This window comes from Micromonospora sp. C81, assembly GCF_018070425.1.
Classification (GTDB): domain Bacteria; phylum Actinomycetota; class Actinomycetes; order Mycobacteriales; family Micromonosporaceae; genus Micromonospora; species Micromonospora zamorensis.
Genome location: NZ_JAGPXS010000028.1, coordinates 58182 through 73159, shown reverse-complemented (window position 1 = coordinate 73159; position 14978 = coordinate 58182). Strand labels below are relative to the sequence as shown.

The window sequence follows — 14978 nt, the reverse complement described above, 5'->3', positions numbered from 1 at the left end:
GGGTTAGGGGAGGCGGGTTGCTCCGGGGGCGGGGACGACCGTCAGGGTGCCGGGGGCGGTGAAGCCGCGCTCGGCGTACGCGGCCGTGACGGCTGCGGCGACCTCGTCGGCTCGGTCAGCCTCGACCAGGGCGAGAACGCAGCCGCCGAAGCCGCCGCCGGTCATCCGGGCACCCAACGCGCCGGCCGCCAACGCCGCCTCGACCGCGGTGTCGATCTCCGGCACGGTGATCTCGAAGTCGTCGCGCATCGAGACGTGCGACGCCGTGAGCAGCGGGCCGATGTCGCGGACCCGGGCGGCGCGGAGCAGCGCCACCGTGTCCAGTACGCGCTGGTCCTCGGTGACCACGTGTCGGACCCGTCGCCGGGTCTCCTCGTCGTCGAGTTGGGCCAGCGCGGCGTCGAGCTGGTCGACGCCCACGTCCCGCAGCGCGGTGACCCCGAGTGCGCTGGCCCCCGCCTCGCAGGAGCGGCGGCGGGCAGCGTACTCACCGTCGGCGTGCCGGTGCGGCGCTCGACTGTCGATGACCAGCACCGCCAGCCCGGCCGCGTCCAGGTCGAAGGGAATCTGCTCGACCGACTCGTCTCGGCAGTCCAGGAAGAGGGCGTGCCCGGCGCGGCAGCGGATGACCGCAGACTGGTCCATGATGCCGGTCGGCGCGCCCACGTAGACGTTCTCCGCCCGCTGCGCCAGCCGGGGTTGCAGCTCGGGGGAGAGCTCCAGTCCGCCGAGGTCGAGCAGGGCGGCCAGCACGGCCGACTCCAGCGCGGCCGAGGAGGAGAGACCGGAGCCCAGCGGCACGTCCGAGGCGATCGCCATCCGGGCACCAGGCACCGGGTGGCCGGCCTCGCGGAGCGCCCAGACCACCCCGGCGACGTACGCGCCCCAGCCGGTCACCCGACCCGGCTCGGCGATGTCGTCCGCGCCGAAGGTGATCGTCTCGCCGGACAGCTCGGACCAGACCGTCCACTGGTCGCCGTCCTGTCGGTCGGCGGCGACCACCGTCAGCAGCGGCAGCGCGAAGGGCAGCACGAACCCTTCGTTGTAGTCGGTGTGCTCGCCGATCAGGTTGACCCGGCCGGGAGCCGCCCAGCGGCCGGTGGCCTTGCCGCCGTACTGCTTGGTGAAACCCTCGGCGGCCCGCTCGGCGACGTCGCCGGTGGGGTTGGTCATGACTGCTCCAGGACGTGCGCGCGGTAGAACGCCCAGGCGTCGCCGACCATGTCGTGCAGGGTCGGCTTCTCGGGCACCCAGCCCAGCTCGTCGCGGGCCAGCGCGGAGGAGGCGACCAGCTCGGCGGGGTCGCCCTCGCGGCGCGGCGCGACCTCGACCGGTACGGGTTGCCCGGTGACCTCGCGGACCACGTCGACCACCTGGCGGTTGCTGAAGCCGTTGCCGTTGCCGAGGTTGTAGATGCGGTGCTGGCCCGCGGTGGCGGCGCCCAACGCCAACAGGTGTGCCCGGGCGAGGTCGGCGACGTGGATGTAGTCGCGGACGCAGGTGCCGTCGACGGTGGGGTAGTCGTCGCCGAAGAGCTGGAGCTTCTCCCGCCGGCCGGCGGCGACCTCCAACGCGATCGGAATGAGGTGTGTCTCCGGGTCGTGCCGCTCGCCGAGCGAGACGTCACCGTCGAGGTGGGCGCCGGCCACGTTGAAGTAGCGCAGCGAGACGGCGGCCAGCCCGTGTGCGACGGCCTCCGAGGTGAGCGCCATGTCGGCGGCGAGCTTGGTGGCGCCGTACGTGTTGGTGGGCGCCTTGACCGCGGTCTCGCCGATGGGCAGCTCGGTGGGGTTGCCGTAGACGGCGGCGGTGGAGGAGAAGACCATCCGGGGCACCCCGGCGGCCCGGACCGCGTCGATCAGGGCGAGCGTGCCGACGGTGTTGTTCTGCCAGTACAGCTCCGGCTTGACCATCGACTCCCCGGCGGCGATCAGGGCGGCGAAGTGCAGCACCCCGTCGAAGCCGGCGTCCGGGGTGACGATGCGGGCGGCGTCGTGGATGGACGCCTGCACGTGGGTGGCGTCCGGCGCGAGCGCCTCGCGGTAACCGGTGCGCAGGTCGTCCAGGACGACGACCTGGTGGCCCGCGTCGAGCAGCATCCGGGTCACCACGCTGCCGATGAAGCCGGCGCCCCCGGTGACGAGCAGTTTCACGTCGTTGCCTCCTGCCTGGCCCGCCCGGGACGTGGCCCTTCGTGATCACCCTAAGACGACGGCCGGCACCGTCGCCGACGCCGTCCTCATCCCCATCCCATCATAATCTCTCACGATTAAACAGACCCGAACATCTGTGGTCCGCGCCGCGTGATCCCCCGGTGCGACGGGCCAAGGGTGTCTACCATCTCTGTCATGCGGGAAGCGGCCCGTACCGGGCTCCGGCGACGCGTGCGGGTGCCGCCCCGCCGCGACCCCGGGCCGCTCGCCCGGGCCGTCGCCCGGGTGCTGGTCCGCGCTGCCGATGGTGCCACCCGACTCGTCACCGATCTGCTCGGGGCGGGCCCGGCAGCTGGCCGGGAGCGCATCTCCGAAGCCGAACTGCGGGACCTGGTCGCTGCGAACACGGTGCTCGACCCGGACGAGCGGCACATCATCGACGAGGTCCTGGTCGCCGGTGCCAGCCTGATCCGCGAGGTGATGATGCCGCGCACCGAGGTGGTCTTCCTCCCGGCGCGGCTGACCATCGCCGAGGCCGCCCGGTTGGTCCGCGCCGAGACGCACACCCGTTACCCGGTCACCGACGGCACCCACGACGACGTGGTCGGCTTCGTGCACCTCCGTGACGTGCTGCTGCGCCCGGACGCCGACCCGTGCGTCACCGTCGGTCAGCTGGCCCGGGAGGTGAAGCGGCTCCCCGGCAGCAAGCGGGTGCTGCCCGCACTGACCGAGATGCGTCGAGAGGGCCAGCACCTGGCCGTGGTGGTCGACGAGTACGGCGGCACCGCCGGGATCGTCACCCTGGAGGACCTCATCGAGGAGCTGATCGGCGAGATCCACGACGAGTACGACGCCACGCCGGACCCGGTGCGCGCCGGCCTGCCCGCCGTGGTGGACGGCCGTCTCAACCTCGCCGACTTCGCCGAACGGACCGGGGTGGCACTGCCCGCCGGCCCGTACGAGACGGTTGGTGGATTCGTGATGGCCGCGCTGGGCCGGCTTCCGGTTGACGGCGACGAGGTCCCGGTGCCCGGAGAACCCGACGAGGGCGACGCGCCCGACCCGGTTGGCACGACGGGCGGCTGCCTGCTGCGGGTGCTCGCGTTGGACGGCCGCAGGGTGGCCCGGCTCGCGGTCTCCGCCGTCCACCCAGCCGAGCAACGCCAAGAGCCCGACAGCGGGCAACGCCACCAGAAGGACGCCGGGCAGCGCCACGAGCCGGACAGCGTGGCGGCTCGGGGCGGCGGCTCCGGGCCGGCGCGGGAGGCCGTGGGCGGACAGCAGCGCCGGGTCGCGGTCGGGCCGACGCGCCGGGTCGGCGCGGGCGAACCACGCGAGGTCAGCAGCCCGACATCGGCGGGCCGCGGCCGACCCGCCGGCCCGTCATGACGGACCCGGTTGGTTGCTGACAGAATTATCGCCATGTCCGACGTTCCCGCCCGCCCCCGCGTCTTCTCCGGTATCCAGCCGACGGCCGACTCGTTCCACCTCGGCAACTACCTGGGCGCGGTACGGCACTGGGTGGCTCTCCAGGAGACCCACGACGCGTTCTACTGCGTGGTGGACCTGCACGCCATCACCGCGGGGCACGACCCGGCGCTGCTGCGCCAACGGACCCGGGTGGCCGCCGCCCAGCTCTTCGCGGTCGGGCTCGACCCGGATCGCAGCACCCTGTTCGTGCAGTCGCAGGTGCCCGAGCACCCGCAGCTGGCCTGGGTGCTCGGCTGCATCACCGGCTTCGGTGAGGCCAGTCGGATGACCCAGTTCAAGGACAAGTCGCAGAAGCACGGCAACGACCGGTCCAGCGTCGGGCTGTTCACCTACCCGATCCTGCAGGCCGCCGACATCCTGCTCTACCAGGCCAACGCGGTGCCGGTCGGCGAGGACCAGCGGCAGCACCTGGAGCTTTCGCGGGACCTTGCCCAGCGGTTCAACTCGTTGTTCGGCCAGACGTTCACGATCCCGGCGCCGCACATCGTGAAGGACACCGCCAAGATCACCGACCTTCAGGACCCGACGGCGAAGATGTCCAAGTCGTCGTCCTCGCCGGCCGGCATCATCGACCTCCTGGAAGACCCGGCCCGCTCCGCCAAGAAGATCAAGTCGGCGGTCACCGACACCGGTCGCGAGATCGTCTTCGACACCGAGACCAAGCCGGGTGTGTCCAACCTGCTGACCATCCACTCGGCGCTGAGCGGTCGGAGCATCGACGAGCTGGTGGCCGCCTTCGCGGGCCGCGGCTACGGCGACCTGAAGAAGGAGTTGGCCGAGGTCGTCACGGACTTCGTCCGCCCCATCCAGGAGCGCACCCGCAGCTACCTCGACGACCCGGCGCAGCTGGACAAGCTGCTCGCCAGCGGCGCGGAGAAGGCCCGCGCGGTGGCCGCGACGACCCTGCGGTCCGCGTACGAGCGGGTGGGTTTCTTCCCGCCCGTTCGTGGCGAGTAGCTCGCGGGACAGGTGGACGGGTCGGTGGCCGGAGGGGCGGCGCGAAGCGTGGATCGCAGTGGCGGGGTTTCGCCGACCGGCGACACCATCCAGATCGGCATCGCGGTGGACATTCCCGAGCCGTGGGGTGCCCAGCTCACCCGGCGGCGCGTCGAGGCCGGCGACCCGCTCGCGGTGCCCGCGCACGTGACGTTGCTCGGGCCCACCGAGATCCAGACGGCCAACCTGCCCGCTGTCGAGCGGCACCTGGCCGCCGTCGCCGCCGGGCACCTGCCGTTCGCGCTGCACCTGCGGGGCACCGGCACGTTCCGTCCGGTCACCCAGGTGGTGTTCGTCGCGGTCGCCGCCGGGATCAGCGAGTGCGAACTGCTGGCCGCCGCGATCGCCGCGGCACCAGGTCTACAACGGCAGGCGCGCTTCCCGTACCATCCGCACGTCACCGTGGCGCAGGACGTGCCGCCGGAGGCCCTGGACAAGGTGTACGAGGACCTGGCCGACTTCTCCGCGATGTTCGAGGTCGACGCGTTCACCCTCTTCTCGCACAGCGGGGAGGCCCGGTGGCAGCCGCGTCGGGACTTCCGCCTCGGCGACTGAGCCGTCGGCGACGCGCCGATCGGTGAGCTTCGGGAGCCGGTTGCCACGACGGCGGTGGGAGATCGGCGAGGATGATCGCGTGAACGTGATCGGCCGCATCGAGGCGGGCATCGACCGCTGGGTGAGCGCCGCGCGCCGCCGGTCGGGCCTCTTCGACCACGTCTGGCGGGCCGGCGCCCTGTACGCCGACGTGCTGGCCGGGCGGTTGGCCGCAGCGATCGCCTACTACGGCTTCTTCGCGGTGTTCGCTCTCGCCCTGGTCGCGTACTCCATCTTCGGCGCGATCCTTGAGGACAACGACGAGGTCAGCGCGGCGGCGGCCGACTTCCTCAAGGAGAATCTGCCGTTCCTGGACGCCGAGCAGATCGCCAACTCCAGCGGCACGGTCGGTGTGGTCGGCCTGGTCATCCTGGTCTTCACCGGGATCGGCTGGGTGGAGGCGATCCGGTCCTCGCAGCGGTTGATGTACTCACTCAACCAGCAGCCGGGCAACCTGGTGATCCGGCGGCTGGTCGACCTGGGCGTGATGATCGGCATCTTCGTGCTGCTGGGCGTCTCGGTCGCGGCGGTGGACGCGTTGGAGTCGGTGCTGCGGTTCCTGTTGCGCAGCACCGGGTCGGTCGGTCTGACCACGATCAGCGCGGTGCTCAGCGTGCTGGTCAACGCGGTGCTCGCCACCGCGTTGCTCCTCGCGGTGCCCCGGCTGCGGATGAGCCGGTCCCGGCTTCGTCCGGTGGTGCTGCTGGTGGCGATCGGCATCACGCTGTTGAACACGGTCGGGCGCTACTACGTGGTGCGTACCGAGCGGAATCCGGCGTACACCGTTGTGGCTGGCGCCGTTGGTCTGCTGCTCTACCTCTACCTGCTCAATCAGCTGGTGTTGTTCGGCGCGGCGCTGCTCGCGACCAGTTCGAACGGGCGGGTGGTGGATTTGGCGGAGGCCGCCGCCCCGCCCAAACCGGCCGACGAGGACACCGACCCCGGTACGCCGGGCGGTGGGGGCTGATGACGGAAGGTGCCCACGTGCTGATCTCGGTCGACCCGGACTCGTCGGTGCCCCCGTACGAGCAGGTACGCGGGCAGCTCGCCGAGATGATCGGCGACGGCCGGTTGCCGGTCGGCAGCCGCCTGCCCACCGTCCGGCAGCTCGCCGCCGACCTGAGGCTGGCCGCGAACACGGTGGCCCGGGCGTACCGGGAGTTGGAGGTGGCCGGGCTGCTGGAGACCCGGGGGCGCAACGGCACCTTCGTCGCCCCTGGCCGGGACGACGCCGTCGACCGGTTGCAGCGGGCGGCGGCCGGGTACGCGGCCGAGGCGGCTCGGCTCGGCGTGGCGCCGGCCACCGCGCTCGCTCTGGTCCGTGCCGCCCTGGACGCCGCCCGCCCCGGCTGACCGGCCGCTGATCGACCGCCGGACGGGCGGTAACTGAGCCGAAAGGCATCGTGGCTCGCGTTTGCGGACCATGATGAGCCGGTGGGCGCACTCATGACACTGGACCTGCCGGCGGACTCACCGCTTCTCGGCCTGCCGTGGATCATCACCTTCGGTCCGCTCGGTGACCTCGATGAGTGGGAGCCGGTGGTCTGCGGGCCGTACGAGCGGCCGCACGCGTTGGCGCTGGCCGAGGCGGTGGTTGCCGAGGAGCAGCTGATGGCCGTGGTGGAGCCGCTGCTGCCGGCGCTGTCGGCCGACGAGATCCGCAGTGAGATCGCCGCTGCGCAGGTCGCCGCCGAAGACGAGGCCCGCCAGGTGGAGGGGGCCGACCTCTACGGTGACTTCGAGGACGTGATCGACGAGGAGTTGGACGCCGCCGCCGACGAGGCGGGGCACGGCGAACCCGTGGAGCCGCCGGACGAGGCCGAGGTGCGCGCCGGCTTCACCCGGATCGCGGCGCTGCTCACTGCGAAGTGACCCCGGGAACGGTCAGCGGGTCGCGGCGACCCCCGGGACGGTCAGCGGGTCGTGGCGACTCCCGGGAGACGGTCAGCGGGTCGGTGCCGAGTCCAGCACGCAGAACTCGTTGCCCTCGGGGTCGGCGAGCACCGTGAACTGTTCGGATCCGGTCTGACCGATGTCGACATGGCGTGCGCCGAGGTCGATCAGGCGCCGTACCTCGGTCTGCGGGTCGGTGTCGGCGACCAGATCGAGGTGCAGACGGTTCTTGCCCCGTTTGCCGGTGCCGGAGCCCTGCAACCAGAGGGTGGGCGCCGTGGCGGACGGGCCGCCCGGGGGCCACAGCTTGGCGCTGCCGTCGTCGCCCTGCTCGATGTCGTAGCCGAGGGCCGCCGACCAGAACGACACCATCAGGTCAATGTCCTCGACGTCTAGTGTGCACTGCGCAATCCGTACGCCCATGGGTTTCCGGTACCCACGGCGGCGGCGGTGAACACGCCGGGCCCGGACGGACACCGGCGCCACGCGGAGCGGACTCCGCGTGGCGCCAGCGCCACCTCACCCCCCACCACAAGGGGTTGGTAGCCCAGTCGCCCGTTGGCGCGGGGCACGACGGACGACCAGGTCGAAAACGAGTTACCCGCTCAGCGCCGTTCCAACCAGGCTGCCGCGTCGACCGGTAGCAGGTGACCGGAGCCCTGCTCGGTGAGCGTGTCGCTGGCGACGAGCGGCTGACCGTACCCGTCGATCAGGACCGGCGCGCCGCTGAGGTTGACCACGCAGGTCAGCACGGTTTCGCCGGCGGTGCGGGAGAAGGCGAGCACGTCCGGCCCGCTCTCCAGCCAGGTGACCCCGCCGGCGTCGACAGCCAGCGCCGGGTGGTCGCGGCGGATTCGCAGCGCGGCCCGGTACAGCTCCAGCGTCGAGCCGGGTACGCCGCTCTGCGCGTCGACGGAGAGGGCCCGCCAGGTGGCGGGGGTGGGCAGCCAGCTCGCCTCGCTGCCGGCCGGTCCGAAGCCGTACGGGGCCAGGTCGCCGCTCCACGGGAGTGGCACCCGGCAACCGTCGCGGCTCTCGCCGGTGCGCAGAAACGCGGGGTCCTGGCGCAGCTCGTCGGGAAGGTCGAGGACCTCGGGCAGGCCCAGTTCCTCACCCTGGTAGAGGTAGGCGCTGCCGGGCAGGGCGAGCATCAGCAGGCTGGCGGCGCGGGCTCGGCGCAACCCCTCGACGCCGTCGCCGTAGCGGGTGACGTGTCGCTGCTTGTCGTGGTTGGAGAGCACCCAGGTGGTCGGTGCGCCGACCACCGTCGACTCGGTCAACGCGGTGTCGATCACCTTGCGGAACGAGTCGGCCGTCCAGGTGGCGTCGAGGAAGTCGAAGCTGAACGCCTGGTGCAGCTCGTCTGGGCCGACGTAGCGGGCGAGCCGTTGCGGGGTCTCGGCCCACGCCTCGGCGACCGCCATCCGACCGCCTGGGTAGCTGTCCAGGATGGGCCGCCAGGCACGGTAGATCTCGTGCACCTCGTCCTGGTCGAAGTAGGGCAGCCGGCCCTTTCCGAGCAGTTCGACCTGGCGCTGGCCGGTGGTCATCGTGCTGAAGCCGACGTCCGGCAGCCCGTCCGCCTTGATCATGCCGTGTGCCACGTCGACGCGGAACCCGTCCACGCCCCGGTCCAGCCAGAACCGCAGCACGTCCTCGAACTCGGCGCGGACCTCCGGGTGGCGCCAGTTCAGGTCCGGTTGGGCCGGGTCGAACAGGTGCAGGTACCACTGACCGTCGGCGGTCCGGGTCCAGGCCGCGCCGCCGAAGATGCTCTCCCAGTCGTTCGGAGGCAGCTCGCCGTTCGGGCCCTGGCCGTCGGCGAAGAGGTAGCGGGCCCGCTCCGGCGAGCCGGCGCCGGCGGCGAGGGCGGCGGTGAACCAGCGGTGCGCGCTGGAGGTGTGGTTGGGCACCAGGTCGACGATGATCCGCAGGTCGAGGGTGTGCGCGTCGGTGATCATCGCGTCGAAGTCGGCGAGGGTGCCGAACATCGGGTCGACGTCACGGTAGTCGGCGACGTCGTACCCGCCGTCGATCATCGGGGAGGTGTAGAACGGGGTCAGCCAGAGCGCGTCCACCCCGAGGTCGCGCAGGTACGGCAGGCGTTGCCGGATGCCCTGGAGGTCGCCGACGCCGTCGCCGTCACTGTCGGCGAAGCTGCGGACGTACACCTGGTAGACGACCGCGGAGCGCCACCAGTCGTCCTCGGTGGTGTGCGGCGGGGTGGTGGTGCTGATCATCCGAGCAATATGCCGGCCCGCCCTTGCAAGAGTCAAGCAGATCTTGCGTAAGACAGTCGTGCGGAAGTCGGAACGACTGCGGTGGAGCCGCGCACAACCAGCTCCGGGCGGAACAGGTACTCCGAGTGCGGGGCGCCGTGCCCGTTGATCTCGTCGACCAGGGCCCGGACGGCGGCGACCGCCATCGCGATGACCGGCTGCCGCATGGTGGTCAGCGGCGGGTCGGTGAAGGCCATCAGCGGTGAGTCGTCGTAGCCGACCACGGAGAGATCGCCGGGCACGCTGAGGCCACGTTGGCGGGCCGCCCGGACCGCTCCGAGAGCCATCAGGTCGGAGCCGCAGACGACGCCGGTGACACCACGGTCGAGCAGTCGACCGGCCGCCGCCTCGCCACCCTCCACACCGAACAACGACAGCTCGGCCAGGGGGCCCAGATCCGATTCGGCGACACCGGCCAGGCGCGTCATCGCCGAGCGCCAACCGGCCACCTTGCGCTGCACGGGAACGAACCGGTCCGGGCCGGTGATCAGGCCGATCCGCCGGTGCCCGAGCGCGACCAGGTGGGCGACGGCCAGCTCGGCCGCCTCCCGGTCGTCGCAGGAGACGAAGGGCGCGCCGATGCCCGGCACGTACCCGTTGATCATCACGACCGGCAACGGTCGGGCGAGCAGTGCCCGGTAGCGGTCGTGGTTTGCGGCGGTGTCGGCGTGCAGGCCGGAGACGAAGGCGATCCCGGAGACCTGCCGGTCCAGCAGCATCTCCACGTACTCGTCCTCGGTCACCCCGCCGGCGCTCTGGGTGCAGAGCACCGGCGTGAAACCGCTCTGTGCCAGGGTCGACTCGATGACCTGGGCGAAGGCGGGGAAGATCGGGTTGTCCAGCTCCGGCACCACCAGGCCGACCAGCCCGGCGCTGCGTTTGCGCAGTCGGGCCGGGCGCTCGTAGCCGAGCACGTCGAGGGCGGTCAGGACGGCCTGCCGGGTCTCCGGGGCCACGCCGGGGCGGTCGTTGAGCACCCGCGACACCGTGGCCTCGCTCACTTCGGCCTGCTGGGCGATGTCGGACAGTCGAGCGCGCATGGCGGCACTTTAGCCCACCGGCAAGTTCTTGCGGGGTCCTTTGCAAGCGCTTCCATTACTTGCAACCTCTTGCTAACGTGCCCGCAACATGCGAGAGCAGCGGCGCAGCACCCCTGCGCCGGATGGCAAGAACTTCCAGAGGTTCCCACTGGCGGGCCGCCCTTCCCCCGGCGGACCCGCCATGACGACAGGAGTACCGATGCGCATCCGTACCGCGGGTGTGGTTGCCCTCTTCGCCCTGGCGCTCGCCGCCTCCGGCTGTGGCGGCGACAGCGACGAGCCGGCCGCGAAGGAAACCCCCAAGGCAGCCGGCGGCAAACTGGTGATCTGGGCGGACGACAAGCGCACCGTCGCCCTCAAGCCGTTCGCCGAGAAGTTCGGTCAGGAGAACGGCGTCACCGTCGAGGTCCAAGCCGTCAGCAAGGACCTGCAGACCAACTTCGTCACCGCCTCCCAGCAGGGCAGTGGCCCGGACGTGGTGGTCGGCGCGCACGACTGGATCGGCAACCTCGTGCAGAACGGCGCCATCGACCCCGTGCAGCTCGCCGCCGAGCAGAAGAGCGCGTTCAACGAGACCGCCGTCAAGGCCGTCACCTTCAACGGGCAGCTCTACGGCGTGCCGTACGCGCAGGAGAACCTGGCGCTGATCCGCAACACCGAGCTGGCCCCCGAGGCGCCGAAGACCATCGAGGACCTGGTCGCCTCCGGCAAGAAGCTCAAGGCGGCGAAGAAGGCCACCGAGACGCTCTGCCTCCAGGTCGGCCAGAACGGCGACGCGTACCACATCTACCCGCTCTACAGCTCCGCCGGCGGTTACCTCTTCGGCACCGCGGCCAACGGGGACTACGACCCGAAGGACCTGGGCGTGGGCAAGCCCGAGTCGATCGAGGCCTTCAAGAAGATCGGCGCGCTGGGCGAGAAGGGCGAGGGCGTACTCAAGCGCTCCATCTCGGACACCAACTCGATCTCCACGTTCACCGGCAAGAAGTGCGCGTACCTGGTCTCCGGCCCGTGGGCGGTGGCCGACGTCAAGAAGGCCAACATCTCCTACGACATCTCGGCCATCCCCGGCTTCGCCGGCGGCAAGGAAGCCCAGCCGTTCGTGGGTGTGCAGGCGTTCTACGTCGCCGCCAAGGGCAAGAACAAGGCGCTGGCCCAGGAGTTCGTGGCCAACTACACCACCACGCCCGAGCTGGCCGTCGCGCTCTACAACGCCGAGCCCCGGCCGCCGGCGCTGACCGCCGCCCTCGACCAGGTCAAGGGCAACGACCCGGATCTGGCCAAGTTCCAGGAGGCCGGTAAGAACGGTCAGGTCCTCCCGGCCATCCCGGCGATGGCCGCGATCTGGGACCCGTTCGGCAAGGCCCAGGCCGCCGTCATCGGCGGGGCCGACCCGACCAGCACCATCACCACCGCCGGCAAGACCATTTCCGGCCAGATCAAGTAATGAGTACGCCGCTGTCCGGCCCGGAGTCCGCCACGCGGACTCCGGGCCGGGAGCCCGCCGGCTCCCCACCCCCGCGCCCACGTGCCTCGCGCTCGCGCGACGACGCCCCGATCACAGTGGCCGGGCTCGCCGGCAAGGTGCTCCTTCTCGGTCTGACCGCCGGCATCGCGGTCTGGGCGGCCTTCCCGCTCATCGCCGCCGAGATGTGGACCGGCCTCGCCCTGCTGGCGGCGTCCACGGTCGGGCTGTTCTACCTGTACCTCACCCGCCGGCACGTCCCGGCCAAGTACCTGGTCCCGGGCACCCTGTTCCTGATCGCCTTCCAGGTCTTCCCGGTGCTCTACACCGCCAGCACCGCCTTCACGAACTTCGGGGACGGGCACCGGGGCAGCAAGGACGACGCGGTCGTCGCGATCCAGACCTCGTCGGTCACCCAGGTGCCGGGGTCCGCCGAATACGCCCTGTCGATCGCCACCAAGGGCGATCCGGCCACCGGTCCGCTGGTCTTCCTGGTCACCGACCCCGGCACCGGCGCGGTCTCCGTCGGCGACACCGGAGGGCTCCGCCAACTCGACGCCGCCGACGTCACGGTCGCCACGGGCGGCAAGGTCACCGCCGCCGACGGCTACACAGTGCTGACCTTCGGCCAGGCCAGCGCCCGCAGCAAGGAGATCACCGACCTGGTGGTCCCGACCGCCGGTGGCGCGGTGCGCTCCAGCGGCCTGTCCCGGGCGTACGAGGGCAAGGCGGTGCGGGCGTACGAGGCTGGCTGCGACTGCGTACGGGACACCGAGACCGGACGGACCTGGACCGCCGACGAGGAGGCGGGCGCCTTCGTCGCCGCCGACGGCGAGCGGTTGGCCCAGGGCTGGAAGGTCAACGTCGGGCTGAACAACTTCACCCGGGTGCTCACCGACGAGAACATCTCCGGGCCGTTCCTCGGCACCCTGGTCTGGAACTTCGCCTTCGCCATCGGCTCCACCGGTGGGACGTTCCTGCTCGGCACGCTGATCGCGCTCGTCCTGCACTCGCCCCGGATGCGCGGCACCAACTTCTACCGGGTGCTGCTGGTCCTGCCGTACGCCATGCCGTCGTTCGCGATGCTGCTCGCCTGGCGGGACATGTTCAACGCCGACTTCGGCCTGATCAACAGTCTGTTCGGCCTGGACGTTGACTGGTTCGGTCAGGAGTGGACGGCCCGCTTCGCCGTCATCCTCGTGCAGCTCTGGCTCGGCTACCCGTACATGTTCCTGGTCGCCACCGGCGCCCTGCAGGCCATCCCGCGTGAGCTCACCGAGGCCACCTCGGTCGACGGGGCGTCGCCCTGGCAGTCCTTCCGCGCGGTCACCCTGCCGCTGCTCCTGGTCGCCCTGTCGCCGTTGCTGATCTCGTCGTTCGCGTTCAACTTCAACAACTTCAACGCGATCTACCTGACCACCGAGGGTGCGCCCTTCCCGGCCGACAACCCTGCCAACGGCGCGACCGACCTGCTGATCACGTACACCTACCGGCTCGCCTTCGGCGGGCAGGGCGCGCAGTTCGGCTTCGCCGCCGCGATCTCGCTGTTCATCTTCGCCATCGTCGCGGTGGTCTCCGCGATCAGCTTCCGCCGGACCCGCAAGCAGGAGGAGGTGTACGGGTGACAACGGTCAACCACATCCGGACCGGTCGGCGGCGTGGCCGCTGGTTGGCCGAGGTCGGCTGGCGGCACGTCGTCGCCGTGCTCGCCGTGCTGTTCAGCCTGTTCCCGATCCTGTTCGTGCTGTCCGCCGCGCTCAACCCGCTCGGCACGCTGTCCACCACCGAGCTGGTGCCCACCGGCGGGGTGTCGCTGGACAACTTCGGCGAGCTGTTCGATCGCACCGCCTTCGGACGGTGGTTCCTCAACTCGTTGCTGATCGCCGGGGTGGCGTCGTTCGCGTCGGTGTTCCTGTCCGCGCTGGCCGCGTACGCCTTCTCGCGGATGCGGTTCCGCGGCCGCCGGGTCGGGCTGCTCTCACTGCTGCTGATCCAGATGTTCCCGCAGTTCCTGGCGATCGTGGCGATCTACCTGATCTTCGGCACGATCACCGACCTGTGGCCGTCGATCGGCTTCAACACCCCGTGGGGCCTGCTGCTGCTCTACCTGGGTGGGGCGCTCGGGGTGAACACCTGGCTGATGAAGGGCTTCTTCGACACGCTGCCGCGCGAGCTGGACGAGTCGGCGACCATGGACGGCGCGTCGCACGCCCAGGTCTTCTTCCGGATCATGCTGCCGCTGGTGGCGCCGATCCTGGCGGTGGCCGGGCTGTTGGCCTTCATCGGCACGATCAACGAGTTCCTGATGGCCAACGTGTTCCTCACCAGCAGCGACTCCAAGACTCTCGCAGTCGGGATGTACGGCCTGGTGCAGGGCAACCAGAGCAACAACAACTTCGGGATCTTCGCGGCCGGCACCCTGCTCACCGCCATCCCCACCGTGCTGGTCTTCCAGCTTCTCCAGCGCTACATCGTCTCCGGCCTGACCGCCGGCGCGGTCAAGGGCTGACCGTGCCGCGGCCGGAGTCGACGCGCCGACCGCCAGACCCCCTACTACAAACCGTCGTTGATGGGAGAGGATGGGCGGCGTGGAAGCGCTGCGACTAATCCTCCTCTACGTCCATCTGATCGGCTTCGCCCTGCTGCTCGGCGGATCGATCGCCCAATACATCAGCGGTCGGCTACGGATCAACCCGGCCATGCTCTGGGGGGCGGTGATCCAGTTGTTGACCGGGCTCGGCCTGTCCGCCCCGCTGCGCGACGGGGACGAGCCGGCGCCCGCGAAGCTTGTGACAAAGTTGGTGATCGCGCTGCTGATCTTTGTCATGGTCTTCTTCTCCCGGAAGCGGGACGCGGTGAACCGTGGTCATTTCCTGACGATCGTCGGCCTGACCCTGGTCAACGCGGCGGTCGCGGTCTTTTGGCGGTAACGTCCGGGGAGAGGGCCGACCCCGGGAAAACGGACGTTTCGGACGGCACGTCGCTTGCTTACCAGCACGAAGAGTGACGTGCCCCACGCAAGGGTTACACCCGGGTAACAGGCGCTCAACAGTCGTGCACGATTGTC

Annotated in this window: 14 protein-coding genes and 1 pseudogene; 10 read left to right on the top strand and 5 right to left on the bottom strand. The window is 70.7% G+C overall.

Going from position 1 to position 14978, the window contains the following annotated elements; all coding sequences use genetic code 11:
* Nucleotides 1–3 precede the first annotated feature (3 nt).
* Both galK and galE read right to left on the bottom strand, forming a co-directional pair.
* Entirely contained in the window at nt 4–1173 is a 1170-nt protein-coding gene (gene galK / locus KBX46_RS30495) for a galactokinase (protein ID WP_210795416.1), read from the bottom strand.
* A complete protein-coding gene (galE, locus tag KBX46_RS30490; protein WP_247668453.1) occupies nt 1170–2099 on the bottom strand; it encodes a UDP-glucose 4-epimerase GalE in 930 nt (309 codons plus the stop codon). The genes galK and galE overlap by 4 nt, the downstream gene beginning before the upstream one ends.
* 249 nt (nt 2100–2348) lie before the next feature.
* On the opposite strand from galE, the pseudogene KBX46_RS30485 reads away from it, so the two are divergent.
* The 6 genes and pseudogenes from KBX46_RS30485 to KBX46_RS30460 all read left to right on the top strand — a co-directional run.
* Nucleotides 2349–3359 (top strand): annotated as a pseudogene (locus tag KBX46_RS30485) (hemolysin family protein); the annotation flags it as partial.
* A 216-nt stretch (nt 3360–3575) separates the two neighbouring features.
* On the top strand, nt 3576–4601 hold the full coding sequence (trpS, locus tag KBX46_RS30480) for a tryptophan--tRNA ligase (protein WP_210795413.1): 1026 nt from the start codon (nt 3576–3578) through the stop codon (nt 4599–4601).
* A gap of 24 nt (nt 4602–4625) precedes the next feature.
* Nucleotides 4626–5195, top strand: coding sequence for a 2'-5' RNA ligase family protein (locus KBX46_RS30475; protein WP_172862155.1), 570 nt, complete (start codon nt 4626–4628; stop codon nt 5193–5195).
* Nucleotides 5196–5274: 79 nt separating this feature from the next.
* Nucleotides 5275–6201: a YhjD/YihY/BrkB family envelope integrity protein gene (locus KBX46_RS30470; protein WP_099850398.1), complete on the top strand. Its 927-nt coding sequence runs from the start codon at nt 5275–5277 to the stop codon at nt 6199–6201.
* A complete protein-coding gene (locus KBX46_RS30465) occupies nt 6201–6587 on the top strand; it encodes a GntR family transcriptional regulator (protein ID WP_099850400.1) in 387 nt (128 codons plus the stop codon). The genes KBX46_RS30470 and KBX46_RS30465 overlap by 1 nt, the downstream gene beginning before the upstream one ends.
* 81 nt (nt 6588–6668) lie before the next feature.
* Complete coding sequence (locus KBX46_RS30460) at nt 6669–7106, top strand: hypothetical protein (protein WP_030486628.1); 438 nt, start codon at nt 6669–6671, stop codon at nt 7104–7106.
* 72 nt (nt 7107–7178) lie between these two features.
* Here the strand turns inward: KBX46_RS30460 and KBX46_RS30455 are convergent, their stop codons facing one another.
* The 3 genes from KBX46_RS30455 to KBX46_RS30445 form a co-directional block, all read right to left on the bottom strand.
* Entirely contained in the window at nt 7179–7550 is a 372-nt protein-coding gene (locus KBX46_RS30455) for a VOC family protein (protein WP_088951437.1), read from the bottom strand.
* A 182-nt stretch (nt 7551–7732) separates the two neighbouring features.
* Entirely contained in the window at nt 7733–9367 is a 1635-nt protein-coding gene (locus KBX46_RS30450; protein ID WP_210795411.1) for a glycoside hydrolase family 13 protein, read from the bottom strand.
* Between the two features lie 32 nt (nt 9368–9399).
* Nucleotides 9400–10446: a LacI family DNA-binding transcriptional regulator gene (locus tag KBX46_RS30445; RefSeq protein ID WP_088951439.1), complete on the bottom strand. Its 1047-nt coding sequence runs from the start codon at nt 10444–10446 to the stop codon at nt 9400–9402.
* A 199-nt stretch (nt 10447–10645) separates the two neighbouring features.
* On the opposite strand from KBX46_RS30445, the gene KBX46_RS30440 reads away from it, so the two are divergent.
* The 4 genes from KBX46_RS30440 (at nt 10646) to KBX46_RS30425 (ending at nt 14841) form a co-directional block, all read left to right on the top strand.
* Complete coding sequence (locus KBX46_RS30440; protein ID WP_210795408.1) at nt 10646–11893, top strand: maltose ABC transporter substrate-binding protein; 1248 nt, start codon at nt 10646–10648, stop codon at nt 11891–11893.
* Nucleotides 11893–13536, top strand: coding sequence for an ABC transporter permease subunit (locus tag KBX46_RS30435; RefSeq protein ID WP_099850410.1), 1644 nt, complete (start codon nt 11893–11895; stop codon nt 13534–13536). Before KBX46_RS30440 ends, KBX46_RS30435 begins: the two co-directional genes overlap by 1 nt.
* Entirely contained in the window at nt 13533–14420 is an 888-nt protein-coding gene (locus KBX46_RS30430; RefSeq protein ID WP_088951442.1) for a sugar ABC transporter permease, read from the top strand. The genes KBX46_RS30435 and KBX46_RS30430 overlap by 4 nt, the downstream gene beginning before the upstream one ends.
* Nucleotides 14421–14499: 79 nt before the next feature.
* Nucleotides 14500–14841, top strand: a complete 342-nt coding sequence (locus tag KBX46_RS30425; RefSeq protein ID WP_210795406.1) for a hypothetical protein — start codon at nt 14500–14502, stop codon at nt 14839–14841.
* The last annotated feature ends 137 nt before the right edge of the window (nt 14842–14978 follow it).

Bases quoted from the DNA above. Each gene is read 5' to 3' on its own strand.
- KBX46_RS30455 (WP_088951437.1), bottom strand. From the start codon at position 7,550: ATGGGCGTACGGATTGCGCAGTGCACACTAGACGTCGAGGACATTGAC.
- trpS (WP_210795413.1), top strand. From the start codon at position 3,576: ATGTCCGACGTTCCCGCCCGCCCCCGCGTCTTCTCCGGTATCCAGCCG.
- KBX46_RS30440 (WP_210795408.1), top strand. From the start codon at position 10,646: ATGCGCATCCGTACCGCGGGTGTGGTTGCCCTCTTCGCCCTGGCGCTC.
- galE (WP_247668453.1), bottom strand. From the start codon at position 2,099: ATGCTGCTCGACGCGGGCCACCAGGTCGTCGTCCTGGACGACCTGCGC.
- KBX46_RS30450 (WP_210795411.1), bottom strand. From the start codon at position 9,367: ATGATCAGCACCACCACCCCGCCGCACACCACCGAGGACGACTGGTGG.
- galK (WP_210795416.1), bottom strand. From the start codon at position 1,173: ATGACCAACCCCACCGGCGACGTCGCCGAGCGGGCCGCCGAGGGTTTC.
- KBX46_RS30465 (WP_099850400.1), top strand. From the start codon at position 6,201: ATGACGGAAGGTGCCCACGTGCTGATCTCGGTCGACCCGGACTCGTCG.
- KBX46_RS30445 (WP_088951439.1), bottom strand. From the start codon at position 10,446: ATGCGCGCTCGACTGTCCGACATCGCCCAGCAGGCCGAAGTGAGCGAG.
- KBX46_RS30435 (WP_099850410.1), top strand. From the start codon at position 11,893: ATGAGTACGCCGCTGTCCGGCCCGGAGTCCGCCACGCGGACTCCGGGC.